At 41.2% G+C, this 18,387-nt stretch carries 18 protein-coding genes and 1 pseudogene; 2 read left to right on the top strand and 17 right to left on the bottom strand.

Annotation, left to right across the window (positions count from 1 at the left end; all coding sequences use genetic code 11):
• Positions 1-81 precede the first annotated feature (81 nt).
• The 3 genes from G7058_RS04410 to G7058_RS04420 all read right to left on the bottom strand — a co-directional run bounded on the left by G7058_RS04410 (position 82) and on the right by G7058_RS04420 (position 2,623).
• Positions 82-1,302: a GNAT family N-acetyltransferase gene (locus G7058_RS04410; RefSeq protein WP_166062420.1), complete on the bottom strand. Its 1,221-nt coding sequence runs from the start codon at positions 1,300-1,302 to the stop codon at positions 82-84.
• Between the two features lie 40 nt (positions 1,303-1,342).
• The gene (locus G7058_RS04415; RefSeq protein ID WP_166062421.1) at positions 1,343-2,083 is read right to left on the bottom strand and encodes a class I SAM-dependent methyltransferase; all 741 of its coding nucleotides are present in this window, start codon (positions 2,081-2,083) and stop codon (positions 1,343-1,345) included.
• Positions 2,084-2,251: 168 nt separating this feature from the next.
• Positions 2,252-2,623 carry a MerR family transcriptional regulator gene (locus tag G7058_RS04420; protein ID WP_227004521.1) on the bottom strand — a complete coding sequence of 124 codons (372 nt, stop codon included), beginning with the start codon at positions 2,621-2,623 and terminating at the stop codon, positions 2,252-2,254.
• Positions 2,624-2,706: 83 nt separating this feature from the next.
• Between G7058_RS04420 and G7058_RS04425 the strand changes: the two genes are divergently transcribed.
• The gene (locus tag G7058_RS04425; protein ID WP_166062423.1) at positions 2,707-3,006 is read left to right on the top strand and encodes a hypothetical protein; all 300 of its coding nucleotides are present in this window, start codon (positions 2,707-2,709) and stop codon (positions 3,004-3,006) included.
• A gap of 51 nt (positions 3,007-3,057) precedes the next feature.
• Here the strand turns inward: G7058_RS04425 and G7058_RS04430 are convergent.
• The 14 genes and pseudogenes from G7058_RS04430 to G7058_RS04495 form a co-directional block, all read right to left on the bottom strand.
• A pseudogene (locus tag G7058_RS04430) lies at positions 3,058-3,693 on the bottom strand (NADP-dependent oxidoreductase); the annotation flags it as partial.
• Between the two features lie 143 nt (positions 3,694-3,836).
• Positions 3,837-5,240 carry a 23S rRNA (uracil(1939)-C(5))-methyltransferase RlmD gene (gene rlmD / locus G7058_RS04435; protein ID WP_166062425.1) on the bottom strand — a complete coding sequence of 468 codons (1,404 nt, stop codon included), beginning with the start codon at positions 5,238-5,240 and terminating at the stop codon, positions 3,837-3,839.
• 402 nt (positions 5,241-5,642) lie between these two features.
• On the bottom strand, positions 5,643-7,028 hold the full coding sequence (gene rlmD, locus G7058_RS04440; protein ID WP_166062426.1) for a 23S rRNA (uracil(1939)-C(5))-methyltransferase RlmD: 1,386 nt from the start codon (positions 7,026-7,028) through the stop codon (positions 5,643-5,645).
• A gap of 177 nt (positions 7,029-7,205) precedes the next feature.
• A complete protein-coding gene (gene atpC / locus G7058_RS04445) occupies positions 7,206-7,649 on the bottom strand; it encodes an ATP synthase F1 subunit epsilon (RefSeq protein WP_166062427.1) in 444 nt (147 codons plus the stop codon).
• 1 nt (position 7,650) lies between these two features.
• On the bottom strand, positions 7,651-9,051 hold the full coding sequence (atpD, locus tag G7058_RS04450) for a F0F1 ATP synthase subunit beta (RefSeq protein ID WP_166062428.1): 1,401 nt from the start codon (positions 9,049-9,051) through the stop codon (positions 7,651-7,653).
• Between the two features lie 15 nt (positions 9,052-9,066).
• A complete protein-coding gene (atpG, locus tag G7058_RS04455; protein ID WP_166062429.1) occupies positions 9,067-9,909 on the bottom strand; it encodes an ATP synthase F1 subunit gamma in 843 nt (280 codons plus the stop codon).
• 12 nt (positions 9,910-9,921) lie between these two features.
• Positions 9,922-11,433 carry a F0F1 ATP synthase subunit alpha gene (gene atpA / locus G7058_RS04460; RefSeq protein WP_166062430.1) on the bottom strand — a complete coding sequence of 504 codons (1,512 nt, stop codon included), beginning with the start codon at positions 11,431-11,433 and terminating at the stop codon, positions 9,922-9,924.
• Positions 11,417-11,971, bottom strand: coding sequence for an ATP synthase F1 subunit delta (atpH, locus tag G7058_RS04465; protein WP_166062431.1), 555 nt, complete (start codon positions 11,969-11,971; stop codon positions 11,417-11,419). The genes atpA and atpH overlap by 17 nt, the downstream gene beginning before the upstream one ends.
• Entirely contained in the window at positions 11,959-12,513 is a 555-nt protein-coding gene (locus tag G7058_RS04470) for a F0F1 ATP synthase subunit B family protein (protein WP_166062432.1), read from the bottom strand. Before G7058_RS04470 ends, atpH begins: the two co-directional genes overlap by 13 nt.
• 50 nt (positions 12,514-12,563) lie before the next feature.
• On the bottom strand, positions 12,564-12,833 hold the full coding sequence (gene atpE, locus G7058_RS04475) for an ATP synthase F0 subunit C (RefSeq protein ID WP_166062433.1): 270 nt from the start codon (positions 12,831-12,833) through the stop codon (positions 12,564-12,566).
• A gap of 33 nt (positions 12,834-12,866) precedes the next feature.
• Positions 12,867-13,541 carry a F0F1 ATP synthase subunit A gene (gene atpB / locus G7058_RS04480; RefSeq protein ID WP_166062434.1) on the bottom strand — a complete coding sequence of 225 codons (675 nt, stop codon included), beginning with the start codon at positions 13,539-13,541 and terminating at the stop codon, positions 12,867-12,869.
• Positions 13,542-13,580: 39 nt separating this feature from the next.
• Positions 13,581-13,955, bottom strand: coding sequence for an ATP synthase subunit I (locus G7058_RS04485; RefSeq protein WP_166062435.1), 375 nt, complete (start codon positions 13,953-13,955; stop codon positions 13,581-13,583).
• Positions 13,952-14,209, bottom strand: coding sequence for an AtpZ/AtpI family protein (locus G7058_RS04490; RefSeq protein ID WP_227004495.1), 258 nt, complete (start codon positions 14,207-14,209; stop codon positions 13,952-13,954). Before G7058_RS04490 ends, G7058_RS04485 begins: the two co-directional genes overlap by 4 nt.
• A gap of 224 nt (positions 14,210-14,433) precedes the next feature.
• The gene (locus G7058_RS04495) at positions 14,434-15,408 is read right to left on the bottom strand and encodes a diacylglycerol kinase (protein WP_166062436.1); all 975 of its coding nucleotides are present in this window, start codon (positions 15,406-15,408) and stop codon (positions 14,434-14,436) included.
• Between the two features lie 280 nt (positions 15,409-15,688).
• On the opposite strand from G7058_RS04495, the gene G7058_RS04500 reads away from it, so the two are divergent.
• On the top strand, positions 15,689-18,268 hold the full coding sequence (locus G7058_RS04500) for a vitamin B12-dependent ribonucleotide reductase (protein WP_405002868.1): 2,580 nt from the start codon (positions 15,689-15,691) through the stop codon (positions 18,266-18,268).
• Positions 18,269-18,387: the final 119 nt, after the last annotated feature.

Here is an 18,387-nt window from a genome sequence, read left to right on the forward strand (position 1 = left end):
TCTGGGCATCCCGACACATATCTCGAGACCTTTATGGATGTAATTGGGGATGATTCCTTGGACTTATCCCGTACATTTAAATTAAAACTGGTTTATTTTAGAAGATTTTACTGCTTTCAAAAAATCCTCAGGTGCTTCTGCAAATTGCAGCTTTTCAAAATCTTTTTGCGGCATATGTTCTTTTAGAATGGTTAAACATTCCTCCAAATCATTTTTTCTATATCCGATTATTGGGTCTGTTAAAAAAGCAAATCCAAAATCAGAATACAATTTTATTGCACGAAAGCTGGATGGTTGTGTATGAAGAAATACCGGATAGTCATTCTCTTTAATACTTCTCATAACAATGGAAAGTAAAGCTCTACCAATGCCTGATCCTTCATAGTTTTTCCGGACTTTAAACCAATGTATTGTAGAAATTTTTTCATATGCCTTCCACGCAAAGCACGTCCCTATAGGAGTATCATTTTTATCACAAACAAATAAACACTTCTGAAAAAATAAATCTTCTTTACTTCCGTAAACATCATTAAAGTATTCCGTCATAAACCCATTATATTCTTTGGCAGATTTCACATCGTCAAACGGCATCTCTTTCCATATATCCAGTTCATCTCTTCTACATGTTCTAACATGATACTCATCTGACAACTCAGAAATGGCATTGGAATTTAATGCTTTGCACATCATAAAAAGATTTTTTTCAGGAATCCCATTTTCTAAATTCAAACTAGCTCGTTCCATGATTTTCTGTATTATGGGCGTTTTGGCGTCCGCATAGTGTTGAACATGCCTCCATTTATTCTTTGCCAAGTTTCGCTTAACTTGTGCATATTTGTCTCGATCAGCATCATTAGTCCGCAACCAATCTCGAAAACGTAACATTCTATCAATCTCTGATGTGCCCGAACTGAACACATGCAGATTGATGTCGGTATCGGGTCCTTTGAACAGGCGGTGTTCGAACCACTCGGGTTCCCGAATCCGCAATATATAGCCAGCTGATTCCAATGCCGGAACATAGGATAGCTCGTCGGCAGAGTCCTTCACAACCAGCAGCATATCAATTATTGGTTTGGCACAAAGCCCCGGTACCGAGGTCGAGCCTACATGTTCAATCTGCAAGGCTTTGTTGCCGAGTACTGAACGAATCCGGTTCGCTTCCTGTTCAAACAAATCAGACCAACTCGGATCGTATTCGACAAGAGTAATCGGTGCATTGTGCGGCTTAAGTTCAGCAACCATGTTTTTTTGCAGCTCTTCATCACTCCTTGGTGTGGAGTTATTTTCAGATAGCATCATATCGCACTCCTTTGCTGTTTATGTTGCGGGTGTTTCAATTTTATCTTTTCTCTTTTTTGTTGGCCGATACAATCAGCATCATGGGACGGCGCATTTCATCCTGCATCCCCGGAATATCCATCATGTTTTCCGGCGGCTGCGGCTCCACAATCTGATTTATTATAAAACCATTTGAAAGCAGTGTATTTAGATATGTGGTCAGTGTTCTATGATATTTTGTAACCTTTTCTCCCAAAAACACAGCTGTCCGTTTGCCCTCATAATAATAATTATCCACCGGAAAATGCAGTATTTCTCCTTTTTCGTTATAATGCCAGTCTTGTGTTCCATAGGCAGTAAAAACAGGATGTTCAACCGTAAAAACTAGCTTACCACCAGACTTCAGTATTCTATATATCTTTTTTACTAAAATCTCATAATCTGCTACATAGTGAAACGCAAGTGAACTTAATATTACATCAAAACTCTCCTCTGGGAATTCCACATCTTCTATAGCACAGCATTTATATTCAACCTGTGGAAAATGTGTTTTTTCTTTGGCTACCTCGAGCATTTTATGAGAAATATCAACACCTACAACAGAAGACGCTCCGTGTTCCATCGCATAAATACAGTGCCATCCATAGCCGCATCCTAAATCAAGCACACGCTTATCTTTAAAATCCGGCAATAGCTTTTTCAACGTTTCCCATTCACCTGCACCGGCTAAACCCTGCTGCGAGCGGCTCATTTGACTATATTTTTTAAAAAATATGGTCTTATCATATTTATTTTCTTTCATCTGAATTTCCTTTCGTTAAAAAGAATGTTGTCATTTTATTATTTTATGCGCTTCAACAAACAATATGTCAGGTATATCATTGCATTTGCAAAGCAGTCTGTTTTTAATAAAAATTGGGACTACTTTTGAGTAGCCAACAACACACTATTCATCTAAATTCAATGCCAATTACTTTGGTAAGTCTTTAATTTTTTGGTGCATCAATAAAAGTTGTCCCAAGCTGGCATTTAAGTGTCCTATTTTGTGCTGTGTGTGTTTAATTTTATCTGCTAGCAATTTTTCTATATTTTGACGGTCCTGGACTGACATTGTCTCAATCGCTTCGATTGTTTCTAATCGTTCATCAAGCTCAACTAGTTGCTGTATCTCTTTTAATGAGTAATCTAGGTGCTTGAGTTTTTGAATATGGGACAGTCGTTCAATATCCTTTTCATTATAACGTCGTGCATACTCATCACGGCTAGGGCTGACTAAGCCCAGTTTTTCATAATATCGGATTGTATCTTTTGACAGACCTGTTCTGATTACCACGTCATTCATTCTCAATTTGAACAACCTCTCTTGACATGGAGTTCACTCCATCTTTTAGAATAAGTATAACAAATAATTTTAGGAGTGAGTAAATGTTAATATTAAGAATTGTTACCTTTCTATACGGACTATTGACGATCATAGCAATTGGTGAAGAGGCAAAGTCCAATGGAATCCAATGGGTGCATGGCCTCTATCCGGTTTTTTCCTTATGTTTGATGTATATCGCTATCAAAGTTGAACCGAGCATTGTACTTTATATCGGTCTTCTTGGTTTATTCATCGCAGCTATCACTAGTGGTTTGATAACTAATACGTTTCAATGGAAACATATTATCGCGCGTTTGGTTATTTCACTCATTTTATTGTGGTCGTGGAACAATTTAAGTTAAACAAAAAAGCAGCTCCAAGGCTGCTCTAATTTTATTCCTATAATCTTTTATCTATTTCGTCTTATCAAAACTGATGACGGTTTTCCCCTGCGAGTGACCATGAGCAACCTTGTCTAGTGCTTCATTGATTTGTTCAAAAGAGTAAACGGAATCAATCGAAGATTTTACTTGAAGTTTTGTAAATAAATCTGAAATCTCTTGCAGTTGTCGACCATTTGCTTCAACAAAAACGAAATCATAGGTCACTCCATATTTATTAGCCAATTGATCAAATTTACGCCCGACAAGTCCAAATAACAACTGTTTCCATTTTGGAAGATTCATTCGTTTGGCAAAAGCACCATTTGGCATACCACGAAGAGAGACTAGCCGCCCATCCTTTTTAAGAATGCCCATTTGTTTCTCGGTCTCGATTCCCCCAAGTGTGTCAAGAACGTAATCAATTTGACTCAATATTTGCGTGTAGTTTTCAGTTTTGTAATCAATAAATTGATCGGCACCAAGCTTTATCACACGTTTTTTATTTGAGACGTTACCATTCGTAATGACTGTCAGTCCCTTGGCTTTTGCTATAGGAATGGCCATCGCTCCAACGCCGCCCGTACCACCTGAAATGAAAAGAGTTTTACCACTTTCAGCTTCCATCAGCTCCAATGCCTGGATAATCGTCAACGCAGTTAACGGAACGAAAAAGATGTTGACCAGTTCCCACCTACTACCTATTAATTATTGGATATCATTCCCAATTTCAATCGTTTCCAAACCCATTATACAAAAAATCAGCCTCTTGAATATGGTAAACACATTCAAAAAGCTGATATAACAACATATTACCCTTTTACCTTTTGCATCAATAATATCGTCTCAACATGCGTTGTATGCGGGAATTGGTCAACGGGTTGCACAGTAATGAGTTCGTAACCGAAGTCGCGTAACCACGTTAAGTCGTCCGCTAAACTCTTTGGACTACATGAAATATACACTACTTTGTCTGTTCCGAAACGGCCAATACTACGCATGACTTTTCCGCCTGCTCCACTTCTTGGTGGGTCCAGAACGAGTAAATCAGGGTGTCCCCAAGCCTCTTTCAGGTCGATTAAACCTTGACGTGCATCGCGGGTCATAAAGAATGTATTAGCTAGTCCGTTATCTTCCGCATTTCGTCTTGCAGAAATGATGGAATTCTCGACAATTTCGATTCCCGCTAAGTCTTTGCTATTTTTTGCTAATGGTAAACTGAATGTACCGACGCCACAGAAAAGATCCAGAACGCGCATGTCTTCGTTTACATCCGCCATTTCCAAAGCAAGTTCGACAAGTTTCTCGGCTTGGATCGGATTCGCCTGGAAGAATGTATCTGGCCAGATACGGTATTTGAAGCCGTTTAGTTCATCATTAATGTAATCACGTCCGTGCAAAATAAACGTCTCGTCTGCTTGGATTCTCTCCGCTGAAGAGGCATGTTCAACCCACTGCAGACTGACTAGGTTCTTAAATTGCGTGGTCAATCGTGTCACTAAATCGTCAGCCGCTGCTTGATATTTTCCTGGTCCTTCTGTCACGTAAAGGATAATCATCAGTTCATCGGTCGCAAAGGAGTAACGCATTAATAAGTTACGCAATAGCCCTTCTTGGGTTGTCTTTTCATAACCTGGTAAATCGTAATCTTTTTGCCATTTACTGATAGTGTGCTTCACGTCTACCATAATTTGCGGGGCTAAAATAGAATCTTCCAAATCGATAACACGGCGGAAGTTCCCTTGCTGATGCATACCAAGCTCACCATTAGGTCCAAAGGTTAATTCCATTTTGTTACGGTAACGATTCGGTTCGTCCATTCCGATAATCGGTTTTACGACTGATATGTCAAAATCTTTCTCTTGTAAATAGGTTTTGACCATGTCCATTTTATATTCTAGCTGTGCAGCGTATTTCATGTACTGAAGTGGAGTCCCACCAGAGACAGCTTCGTGGGTTGGAATGTCTAAATTCCGAGTCGGTCCTGGTTGCAGTAATTCGTCATACTCCACAACTGCTTTACGACGCCCTTTCGCATTGGGAATCGTTACACGTACAACATCTCCCGGAACAACATTCGTAACATTAATTGTTAAACCTCTTCCGTTCGACCCTCTTTCGGGTGGATGGATATGTTTAACATAACCGTATCCTTCGGGGGTAATCCTTTTAATTGTGACATCCAAAACTTCTGTTGGATATGTTTTCTTTTTCATATACTCACCTCAAAAATTTTCTCGATTCAACGCTTGTATCTTTTCTATTATACTCGAGTAAGTGAGATTAAACACTACCATTTAGTGGGTTATGGGATTGAGAAACGCTGACTCAAATCTATTTTCTCGTTTGAGTCGGCGTTTTGGACGGATAACGCTGACTCAAATCTATTTTCTCGTTTGAGCCGGCGTTTTGGCTCGATAACGCTGACTCAAACCCAGTTTCCCGTTTGAGTCGGCGTTTTGGCTCGATAACGCTGACTCAAACCCAGTTTCTCGTTTGAGCCGGCGTTTTGACTCGATAACGCTGACTCAAACATCTTTTCCCATTTGAGTTAGCACCCCTTGCCACATGAAAAAACACACCAACCATTTTCAGAATGGCGGTGTGTTCGTAATCAATTATTTATTAACATTTTCCAATGCAACGACACACTCTACGTGCAGTGTTTGCGGGAATAGGTCAACAGGTGTTACTTCAGTTGCTTTGAAGCCTTTTTCATCAAATAATGCCAAGTCGCGCGCCAATGTAGATGGGTTGCAGCTCACATAAACGATACGGTCTGGATTCATTTCAACAGCTGCATCGATGAATGATAGCTCCAAACCTTTACGTGGTGGGTCGACTAAAATGACATCTGCTTTAACGCCTTTTTCTGCCCATTGTGGTAGCAATTCTTCGGCTGCTCCAACTTCAAATGTTACGTTAGAAATATTATTTTCTTCTGCGTTGCGTTTTGCCATTTCGATTGCATCTGGAACGATTTCCATTGCAAATACGTGCTCAGCTTTATCAGCAAGTGCAAGCGAGATTGTTCCGATTCCACAGTAAGCATCCACAACTGTTTCTTTCCCAGTTAGTTTTGCTGCTTCTAGTGCTAGAGAGTACAATTCTTCGGTTTGTTTTGGGTTAATTTGGTAGAACGATTTTGAGCTGATCGCAAATGTATGACCCAACAATGTATCGTGGTACGCATCTTCGCCATATAAAACAATGTTCTCTTCGCCCAAAATAACATTTGTACGTCTTGGGTTGACGTTTTGAACAATGCTGACAACTTCTGGCAATGCTTCACGAATATCTGGAATAATTTTGCTCAATGGGAATAGTTTCGCCGTACGCGTTACTAAAACAATCATCATTTCGCCTGTGTAGTAACCGCGACGTACCATAATGTGACGGATATTCCCGATATTTTTACGTTCGTCATAAGGTTTGATACCGTACTCTTGTAAAATATCACGCACTTTAAGAATCGCTTCGTCGATTTTTGGATCTTGAATATGGAAATTTTCCATTGGGATTAATTCGTGTGTGCCTTTACGGAAGAAGCCTGTTACCAATTTACCATCTTTACCACGTACAGGAATTTGTGCTTTGTTACGGTAACCCCATGGATTACTCATACCAATTGTCTCGTGAACTTTGATGTTTGGTAATTTAGCGATACGTTTCAAGTCTTGAACAACCATATTTTGTTTGAACGCAAGTTGTGCGCTATAACGCATATGTTGTAAAGGCATTGTTCCAACGCGTGTTCCCAATACATCTGTTGTTGGGATGCGGTCTTCTGAGGTTGTCAAACGCTCTACGATACGTGCGAAACCATATGATTTACCAAGTTTTGTTACTTTGATTGTTGCTGTTTCGCCTGGTAGACCGTCTACAACGAACAATGGGTAACCATCAACTTTTGCGACACCTAATCCTTCCGACGTTAAATCTTCAAATGCAGCTGTTAAGATTTCGTTCTTAGCAACAGGTAATCCTTCATAATTGTTTTTCATTTATATACTCCTTCAAAAATGTCCATTTAGATACAAGTTTATTATAGCAGACAAAACGTGAAATAAAATGAATAAGATTCTCAGAATCCTGTCAGATAATTGGCATGATTTACTACTAGTCTCTTATAGCCCAGAAAAGAGGCTGGCGACAACGACGTCCCAGCCTCTTCTAAACCACTATTCATCTTCAACACCTGTATCATCAGGCGCGCCGTCAAGGAAGTTTGATTCACTTACGTAAATACGCACCAATGCACGTGTTTGCATAACGCGCATGCGACGTTCTCTTGCTTCTTCAAGTTGCGCTTCTGCTTCCAGGCGATCCGCTTCTGCACGTTCCGCATCGATTTCATCTGGACTTTGAGCGATGGTACTGAAAATATTGACAGCATCGTCCGCAACTTCGGCTACACCGCCAAAAACAGCTAATATTTTTTCAACGCCGTCATTAACGATTTTCAAAACCCCATCACCCAGAACAGTCGAAAGGGGCGCATGTCTGGGTAAAATACCAAGCGTGCCATCAATTGCGCGCATCACGACTTTATCTGCTTCCTCAACAAACTTCACACCTCGGGGAGTGGTAATTGTTACGGTTAATTTTTTCGCATTATTTGCCATGTTACTCACCCTGCTGGTTCTTGTACTTTTCCACGACTTCGTCAATTGTTCCGACGTTCAAGAAGTAACCTTCTGGAATATCATCATGAACCCCTTCGATAATTTCACGGAATCCACGTAACGTTTCTTCAATCGTCACATAGCGGCCCGGTACAGTCGTGTACTTCTCAGCAACATAGAATGGTTGTGATAAGAAACGTTGTACTTTTCTGGCACGGCTGACGATTTGTTTATCTTCATCCGACAGTTGGTCCATACCTAAAATTGCAACGATATCTTGCAAATCTTTGTAGTGTTGCAAAATACGTTGCACACCTTGGGCAACTTGGTAGTGCTCTGCACCCACGATATCCGCTTCCAAAATACGCGAAGAAGATGCCAATGGATCAATCGCCGGATAGATTCCTTGCTCAACAATCGAGCGCGAAAGCACGGTAACAGCATCCAAATGGGCAAACGTTGTTGCAGTTGCTGGATCGGTAAAGTCATCTGCCGGCACATAAATTGCTTGAACCGACGTGATGGATCCAGACTTCGTTGACGTAATTCGTTCTTGTAAGGAACCGATTTCGTTCGCTAGAGTCGGTTGGTACCCAACTGCACTTGGCGTCCGTCCGAGTAGTGCTGAAACTTCAGAACCAGCTTGGACAAAACGGAAAATATTGTCGATAAACAACAAAACGTCCTGTTGCTTTTCGTCACGGAAATATTCTGACATACTTAATCCGGTTAAACCGACACGCATCCGGACGCCTGGTGGTTCGTTCATTTGACCGAACACAAGCGCTGTGTTTTCAATAACACCAGAATTTTTCATATCGTAATACAAGTCATTTCCTTCACGTGTCCGCTCGCCTACCCCAACAAATACTGAGTAACCGCCGTGTTCTTGGGCAATACTGTTAATCAATTCCATGATTAAAACAGTTTTCCCTACACCTGCTCCACCAAACAAACCAATCTTACCACCTTTAGAGAACGGACAAAGCAAGTCAATCGCCTTAATTCCCGTTTCCAAAACTTCCGGTTGTGATTGTTGATCAATCAAGCGTGGTGCCTCTCTATGAATCGGCCAATATTCTTTCGCTTCAATCGGTGGTTGATTATCGATTGGTTCGCCCAGAACGTTTACCATTCGGCCTAATACTTCTTCACCCACAGGGACTTTAATCGGCCCACCGGTATCGAATGCTTCCATTCCGCGGATTAATCCGTCTGTTGGGTGCATAGCAATACAACGAACGCTGTTATCGCCCAAATGTTGCATAACCTCGACTACAATGGTTCCATCCTCGAAAGGAATGTTAATCGCATTATAGAGACGCGGTACTTCTTCTTCGAAACGGATATCTAGAACCGCTCCGATTACTTTTGTGATCGTTCCTTTGTTTTTATCTGTCATATCGTTCACCTATTATCAAAAGTTTGACCCTCCTATTATTTCGCTCAATTCTTGCGTGATGTCTGCTTGACGTTGACGGTTGTATTGCAGATTCAAATCATCAATAATTTCCTCTGCATTTTTGCCCGCTGCATCCATGTTGACCATCCGTGCAGCCTGCTCGCTTGTATGCGATTCTGAGTATGCCCGGAACAAGTTCATGTGCAAATACAAGGGGATAATGTGATCAATGAAGGTGTCGATTCCCTGTTCATAAATACGGTCCGAATCTTCTGTCGTTCCTTCACCAGGAACATCGATTGGCAAGAGTTGCTCGACCATAGGATGATGGGTCATAACGTTCTCAAAGTCTGTATACGCGATGAAGATTTCATCAACTTCCTCTGATAAGTATAAATCCGTCATCCATTTCGCCAAACTCAGCGTTCCGTAATATACCTGCGAATCAGATACATCGGTTATTCTTCGAATGATATTTTTCTTTCTTTTCCTAAAAAACGAATCACCAATTGAGCCAACAACGAGTATTTTTTCGTTTTTACCTTCATTCATATGTTTCAATGCTTTGGTTAAGATGTTGGCATTGTAACTACCCGCAAAGCCGCGGTCACTTGTTAAAACGACATATAACGAGTTTTTTACTTCTCGTCCTTCGTAAAAGATGTGATTGGCAGCCTTTTTCAAGCTGCCCACTTCTTCCACTTGGCGTTTTAGTCCGTCGTAGATGGGACGGACTCCCTCTAATTGTGTCCTTGCTTGATTCAGTTTGGTGGAGGCAATCATATCCATCGCTCGAATAATTTGTTCAGTCGAGCCGACGTTCGCGATTCTTTCTTTAATCTCTCTAATCGACGCCATTTATGATTCCTCCTAACTGTAATTGTATTGGTCTTTGACCGTGCTGATAATGCTGTCGATTTCTTTTGCAAGTTCATCAGTCACATTACCTGTCTTTTTAATTTCAGCCTTGATTTCTGGGTGACGTGATGTAACGTACTTCAAGAAATCATTCTGGAATTGGCGGACACGGTTAACTTCAACATCTGCAAAATGACGATTACTCAAAGCATAGAATACTAATACTTGGTTCTCGATGGACATCGGGCGGTACTGAACCTGTTTCAATACTTCCATAATCCGCTTTCCATGCTCTAGACGGTCCAGTGTGTCTTGATCCAAGTCACTACCGAACTGGGAGAAAACGGATAATTCTTTATACTGCGCAAATTCAATTCGGACTGGTCCTGCTAACTTCCGCATTGCTGGGATTTGAGCTGAACCACCTACCCGGGATACCGATAGACCCGGATTAATCGCCGGACGAACGCCGTTATTGAACAAGTTCGCTTCCAGATAAATTTGTCCGTCTGTTATCGAAATAATGTTTGTCGGAATATAGGCAGAAATGTCGCCACCTTGCGTTTCCACAATCGGTAAGGCAGTCAAAGTTCCGCCACCGTATTCTTCACTCATGCTGGCAGCACGTTCAAGTAAACGTGAGTGCAAGTAGAAGATGTCTCCAGGATAGGCTTCACGACCTGGTGGACGTCCTAACAGTAAACTGATTGTCCGGTAGGCAACCGCATGTTTCGATAAATCATCATAAATGACTAAAACATCTTTACCTTTATACATCCATTCTTCAGCAATGGCACAGCCTGCATAAGGTGCGATGTATTGAAGCGGCGCTGATTCGCTCGCTCCTGACATCACAACAGTGGTGTATTCCATTGCCCCTGTTTCTTGTAATGTTTTAATAATACGTGCCATAGTCGACGTTTTTTGTCCAATACCTACGTAGACACAGTAGACGTCTTTACCTTTTTGATTAATAATTGCATCAATCCCAATTGCCGTTTTACCGGTTTCACGGTCACCAATAATCAATTCCCGTTGCCCTTTTCCAATTGGAACTAAAGCATCAATTGCTTTGGTTCCAGTCTCCAAAGGTCTTTCTACCTCACGACGCATAATAACACTTGGCGCCTGACTTTCAATCTTACGATAACCATCTGGGGCAATGGCACCTTTCCCATCAATCGGTTCACCAAGTGCGTTAACCACGCGACCCAACATACCATCACCAACTGGAACTTCTGCCATGCGGCCTGTCAGTTTTACAGGGTCACCCTCTTTGATACCCGCATCGGACCCAAGAATCACCACTCCAATACTATCGCTATCTAAGTTCAATGCCATTCCGGTTGTACCGTCTGCAAATTCAAGCAGTTCGCCACTCATAGCGTTCTTCAGTCCGTGAACTTGGGCAATTCCATCTCCGACTTGGATAACAGAGCCTGCTTCAGTAAATTCCATTTGATTGGAATAGGCTTTTATTTCTTCTTTTAATATTCTGCTTATTTCTTCAGGATTTACTTGCATCCATAGCCCCTCCTCTCTTTAATCGCTCTTTCATTCTCAATAATTCTGTGCGTAGTGTACCATCAAATACCTGACCATCCACTAAAATGTAGAATCCGCCCAAGACATCGGGGTCAACCACTGTCTGAATGGGCACCGTCTTATTCAAACGTTTTTTCAAGATACTGTGGATATGAGAAAGTTCTTGTTCAGTCAGCTCTTTGGCCGAGACAACCCGTGCTTCAACAATTCCCAACTTCTGGTTGGCGGCATCAATAAATGCGTTCAACGCCGGAATAATGGCCTGTTCTCGTTGTTTATCGAACATGAGAAACAGCAGCCCCATCAGCTGCTCACTCACTTGATCGGCAAAGGTTGTTTTTAATAGTGCTTGTTTCTTTGCATTGGCAATATGTGGGTGTATCAGAAATTGTTCGACGTCTCTTTCACTCAAAGCATCACGGACACGTGCAACTTGCGCAACATCTTCTTTCAATGTTCCATTTTCTTCGGAGAGCTCCAACAGAGCATTTGCGTAACGATTCTCTAACTGATCCATGATGACTCCTCCAACTGAGCAATCATATCTTCAAAGTAGTCTGCTTGGGCTTTATCGTCCAAGTTCTCTGCCAAATATTTCCCGGCAATAACTGAAGAGAGCTCAATAATATGGAGACGCGATTCTTCTTTCAGACGTTCTTTATCTCCAGCAATCTTCGCAAGCGATTGTTGCTTCATCTTGTCTGCCTCTTGAACAGCTTCTTCCAGAATTACTTTTCTCTGATCATTTGCTTCTACTCGCGCCGCTTCCAGGATTTCAGTCCGTTCTTTTTCAATTTCAGTTATTTTCGTTTCGTATTCAGCTATCAAAGCCGTTGCTTTAGCCATTGTCTCTTCTGCCTCGTCACGACTATTTTGAATGCGGTCACTCCGCTTCTCCATAAATTCTTTGACAGGCTTATAAAGTAGATAGGTGAGTACAGCAGCCAAAACAATCCCATTGAATAATTGGAAACCGATTTGTATAAGTGTCTGAGCATCCAGTCCGAATACACGACCTTCCGGTACTGCTTGAGTGGAGAGAATTATTAGTTTATTCAATTCTCACGTCCTCCTTCCCTCAATCTTTCAATCTGTTCGCGCATCCCTTATTACAGTAAGCTGACTAATGTATCAATCAGTGGGTTCGCGAATAGCATGATGATTGCGATTAGAAGACCGTAAATACCTGATGTCTCAGACATAGCCAAACCAACGAACATTGTTGAACGAATGTCATCTGCCGCTTCTGGTTGTCTTCCAATTGATTCGATTGCCTGTGCTGCAATTTTTGCTTGCCCAAAAGTAGTAAGTACCCCGTTAAGTAAAGCGATTGCCGCCGCAATATGTACAATTCCAATTACTGTTGCTAATGATTCCATGTTGTAATTCCTCCATTATTTGGTTTTTTATTTTTATTCTGCTGCACCTTTTACATACATCAAACTTAAGATGACAAAAATATATGTCTGCAATGCTCCAAAGATAATATCAAAGAACGCATGCAGCAAAGCCGGAATCCCTATTTGTGTAAAATAAGGCATCAAGCCATAGTAGAGAGTTAATATGATTGTCCCTGACAACATATTTCCGAAAAGACGGAAACTCAATGACACCGGTTTTGCGATTTCACCAATCAAGTTGAGTGGGAAAAAGATAAAGTGCGGGTCAAAGAAACTTTTTAGGTATGCTCCCTTTTGGTGTTTGAATCCCATCCCGAGCATCAAGATAAAACTGGCAAATGCTAAAGCAAAGGTCGTTGCCCAATCAGCTGTCGGTGCCCGTAGACCGAAAATACTCATCAGGGCACTGAACAAGACAAACATGAATACCATGAAATACCAAGGAGCGATATAAGAAAGTTTCTTACCTAATGTGTTGGTGATGAAGTTATCGAACATTTCAATAACGGCTTCAATTGCATTTTGAAAGCCTGCTGGGATTTCTTTAAACTTCTTCAATTTAGAGCGTGTATAGAGAGCAATCAGTGTTAATACCAACATAATGATCCAGGTATTGACGATTGTTTCTGTAATCCAAATATCGATACCAAAGATATTCCAAATTGCATAGTTTTCAATATTTAACACGCATGATTCACCTCCTCTTCCTTATTATGTTCCAACAACTTATTTTCTCCTATAGATAAGCTGTTCGAGGTACAATGCCAATTGAAAAGCAATGATACCGGCTGCCACGCCCCATAAACTGACTTGTGGTACGACCGCTCCTGTGAAAAGAACTACTCCAGTGACGAAAAGACGGAATAATTGCTGTAAACTTACATAATTTCCAGCTTTTTTCTTGTCCATTCCCAATGCGCGATCGACTGCGCGTTCCAACACAAACACTTTCCAAATGCTGACACCTGTCCCAAGCAACGTGCCTAATAAAAAGGGTAAAAATGCCAGGGAACGATAATAAATAAAAGAAGCAACTACGAATAGTGCCGCGATTCCTACAATGGTTATTATCATTCGCTTAGCTAATGGTGATACTTTCATAAATCTCCCTCTTCCTTATGTTTGTCTTCATCTGACCAATTAAACAAAGATTTTATCGCTGCTCCGACCCCAAAAAAGGAAAAGAGTAAGAGGAGCCACGGTGATGTATGGAAAAAGTTATCTAAAAATTTTCCCAAAAAAACACCTATTAATACAGATGCTGCCATCGTTACACCAACTTGGGAGAAGTTTGCAAGCGCCTTGGCAGTCTGATTCGTTTGAGTGGGTTTCTTTTCTTTATCTGGCTTAACCACAAAAAGCCCTCCTCACTGTTCTCCAAAGGAAAAAAGAGACATTCAGGAAGATTGTCAGTCTGTGAATGTCTTTTATCAATTGGCCCAACGTTGGTTATTGTTTTAATCTTGCGATAAATATTATAACACATTAATAACAATAGCATATAAATCCAGGCTCTGGCAACAAAGAATTCAAGTAAACCTAAAATTATTTGTTAAGTAAAGGTTAAGATTCTTAAGCTTTATTTAACATCCAAATCTTCTAACGCCTTCACAAATTCATTTTTCTTTTCTTTTGCATCTACTGAATCAATGTAGTTCATCGGGTTCCCGATGACTCGTAAATGGTGATGCAAATTTGTAAATTGAATCGGGGCGTCACCACCATATTCCCCGTCTAAATTTATCATGAGCCGTTGCCCATCCAATGATTCTGCTTTTACGAAGGACGTATGTTTATACAGAACGCGGGGATCGTCACAGTGCTTGCCATTCCGAATGAGCATACCGATTAGTTGTAAGATATCCAATATATTGGCCGTCTTAATGACAAACAAAGTAAAGGTTCCGTCCCCAATCGTTGCCCCTGGATCAATCGGTGAAACGCCACCGACCGTATTTGTCAAAGTGACAAAGAGCATGGACGCTTCCCCTTCGTATATACCGCCATCATAGGTAACTCGCATTTGAATAGGTTTCACTCGGGGCAACTTCTCAGCCCCCTTAATTAAGTAAGCAAGGTAGCCAAATAACGCTTTCATTTTGACGGGTGCTTCGTAGGTTATATCAGAGAGATGTCCTGCGGCTGCAATATTCATAAAGTATGTATTGCCGGTCTTTCCAATATCCATCGGGATGGCTTCTTGGGACACTAAGAAGCGGGCGGCTTCTAGCAAATCATGACGGGGTATTTGCAGAGACCGGGCATAGTCATTCGTCGTTCCAGCAGGAATAATACCAATCGTCGGGCGTTTCTCTAGCCCCGCGACCCCATTGATTACTTCACTGACGGTCCCATCGCCCCCTGCTGCCACAATCAAATCGAAGCCTGCTTGTGCTGCTCGCTTTGCTTCATTAGATGCTGATAAATATTCTGCGGTTGTTTCATACGTACTGGTTTCATAGCCAGCCTGTTCGAATATTCTTAAAATATCCAACAGATATTTAGTAATTTGTTCACGGCCTGAAGAAGGATTATATATAATACGTGCGCGCATACTGCACCTCCTTGGTCTTTGATTTTATTATACATTACTTTATGTACAAAAGAGGCTCGAAATGGTATGCTATTTCTTGTATTTTACACATCCCCCATTCAACTTTTTGTAAAAGTTGCTTAAATTAAATTATAAAAGGCATCTCTTCATGCTTTCATCTTGTTACCATTTTTTACCCTAGCACTTCCCTCTGGCTTTTTTCAAGAATCTCCCTTAATATATGTAGTAGTTATTTTATGTTAAACCACAACATATTGTGGTTTATTAAGATTGAGGAGTGATTCGAGTGGCTACTGAAATAAATTCTACTTTAAAGCATGGTTACGAACAATTGAACAAAGACATCGAACAATTTGATGCAGTATTCCCGATTACCGAGGATATGAATATTACTTATAATGGCGTAGCGCGCTTAGTTATGTTGGACCGCTACTCTTTCAAAGATACAAAGAAAACGACCCTTAAAGAAGGCGACTTCGTTCTCTTAACGGTTAAAGAAGATCCGAAGTACCCAGCACGCGGTACTGGTACGATTGTTTCTTTGGACTGGGAAAAAGGTGAAGCACTTGTTCAAGTTTCTGAAGAATACCGTGCAACAATTGACACATTCAGTGAAGCTGAAGACGGCATTGTAAAACGTGCCATCATTACTTTGGACAAGCCCTTGGAGCTATACTATGAACAAATCGCAATGCGTAATGCGCACGGTTTGGCACAAGTAGAGATTTCTCCTGAAAAACGTTATGAAGCTTTTGTAAAATTCTACGAAGAACAAAAAGTTAAAAACTTTATCCCTGCAGGACGCGTCTTATATGGAGCAGGTTCTGGTACGGATGTCACATACTTTAACTGTTACGTAATGCCAATGGTTCCAGACTCACGTGGTGGCATTTCTGACCACCGTAAAAAAGTAATGGAAATCATGAGCCGTGGTGGTGGTGTTGGTACGAATGGTTCGACACTCCGTCCGCGTCACGCATTAGCACGTGGGGTTAATGGTCGTTCATCCGGTTCTGTTTCTTGGTTGGATGATATCGCGAAATTAACGCACTTGGTTGAACAAGGCGGTTCCCGTCGTGGTGCACAAATGATCATGTTGACAGATTGGCACCCAGATATTATCGAATTTATCATTTCAAAAATGCAAAACCCACGTATTTTACGTTACATCATCGAGAACTTCGAAGATGAGCAAATTCGTACGTTGGCGCATAACAAATTGAGATTTACGCCATTTTCACCAAAAGAAACAAACATGTACACAGGAATCTTGAACTACAAAAATATCCCTGGTAACGGCGGATTTGATGATTCTGTGATTCGTGATGCTGAATTGAAATTGCGTGATGGTGGTACATATACAGTTAATGATTCTGAGTTCCTAACCGGAGCAAACATTTCTGTTTGTATTACCGATGAATTCATGGCAGCTGTTAAAGCTGACGCTGAATACGAACTACGCTTCCCGGATGTTGAAAACTACTCTGAAGAAGAAATGGCACATTACGATGCTGAGTGGGTAAATGTTGGTGATGTTCGTGAATGGGAAGCTGCCGGCCATGCCGTACGTGTTTATCGTTCCATTAAAGCACGCGAATTGTGGAAATTAATCAACGTGTGTGCGACATACGCTGCTGAGCCAGGAATCTTCTTCATCGACAATGCAAACAAAATGACAAATGCGCAAGCATATGGTCAAAAAGTTGTTGCTACAAACCCATGTGGTGAGCAACCTCTTGCTCCTTACTCTGTTTGTAACTTGGCTGCTGTTAACTTGGCAGAAATGGTTAATAAAGACTTACAAATGGTCGACTTTGCGAAATTGGAAAAAACAGTTCGTATGGGCGTACATATGCAAGATAACGTTATTGATTCAACGCCTTACTTCTTGGAAGAAAACCGTATCCAAGCACTTGGCGAACGCCGTGTTGGTTTAGGAATCATGGGATTAGCAGATATGTTAATCTACTGTGGTGTCCGCTACGGTTCTGAAGAAGGAAACCAATTAATCGATCAAGTATTCCAAACAATCGCCGTAACTGCTTACGAAGAGAGTATTGAACTTGCGAAAGAACGCGGAAGCTTCCCGTTCTTAGTTGGTGAAACAGGTCGCGAAACACAAGAATTGCGTGAGAAATTCGTTAACTCTGGTTTCATGAGCCGCATGCCTGAACACGTTCGTGAAGGCGTCTTGAAATACGGTATCCGTAACTCTCACTTGTTGACAGTTGCGCCTACTGGTTCGACTGGTACAATGGCCGGTGTTTCAACTGGTTTAGAACCTTACTTCAGTTTCTCTTACTTCCGTTCTGGACGTTTAGGTAAATTTATCGAAGTAAAAGCTGAAATCGTTCAAGAGTACTTGGACCGCAATCCAGATGCTGACCCAGATAACTTGCCGGACTTCTTTACTACTGCAATGGCATTATCACCAGAAGAACACGTGGATGTTCAAACAACGATCCAACGTTGGGTAGACAGTTCTATTTCTAAGACAGTAAACGCCCCGCGCGGTTACAATGTTGAACAAGTAGAGAAAATCTACGAGCGTCTCTATGATGGTGGTGCTAAAGGTGGTACGGTTTACGTTGACGGAAGCCGTGACTCACAAGTACTAACTTTGAAAGCAGAAGAGAATCTTTTCGAAGATGATTATGAAGCAAACGAAAAAGAAGCCAAAAAAGTAAATAAAGATAAAACGTTCTTAGTTGAGTCGATTGTTGACCTGGAATCAACAGACGTAACGATTGGTAATGAAATTGGCGATACGTGTCCAATCTGCCGTATCGGTACGGTTGAAGATTTAGGTGGCTGTAACACATGTAACAACTGTGCAGCACAACTGAAGTGTGGACTATAAAAGAAGTGATTGAAGTCGTGAGCGGATTGCCGCTCGCGACTTTTTTGTTGTATTAGGGTTTTATAAGCTTCTGAGGGAACATCAATTGTTTTCACGTGTTTGTCTTATGTAAAGTAAAG

It is taken from the genome of Jeotgalibaca porci, assembly GCF_011299095.1.
Classification (GTDB): Bacteria; Bacillota; Bacilli; order Lactobacillales; family Aerococcaceae; genus Jeotgalibaca; species Jeotgalibaca porci.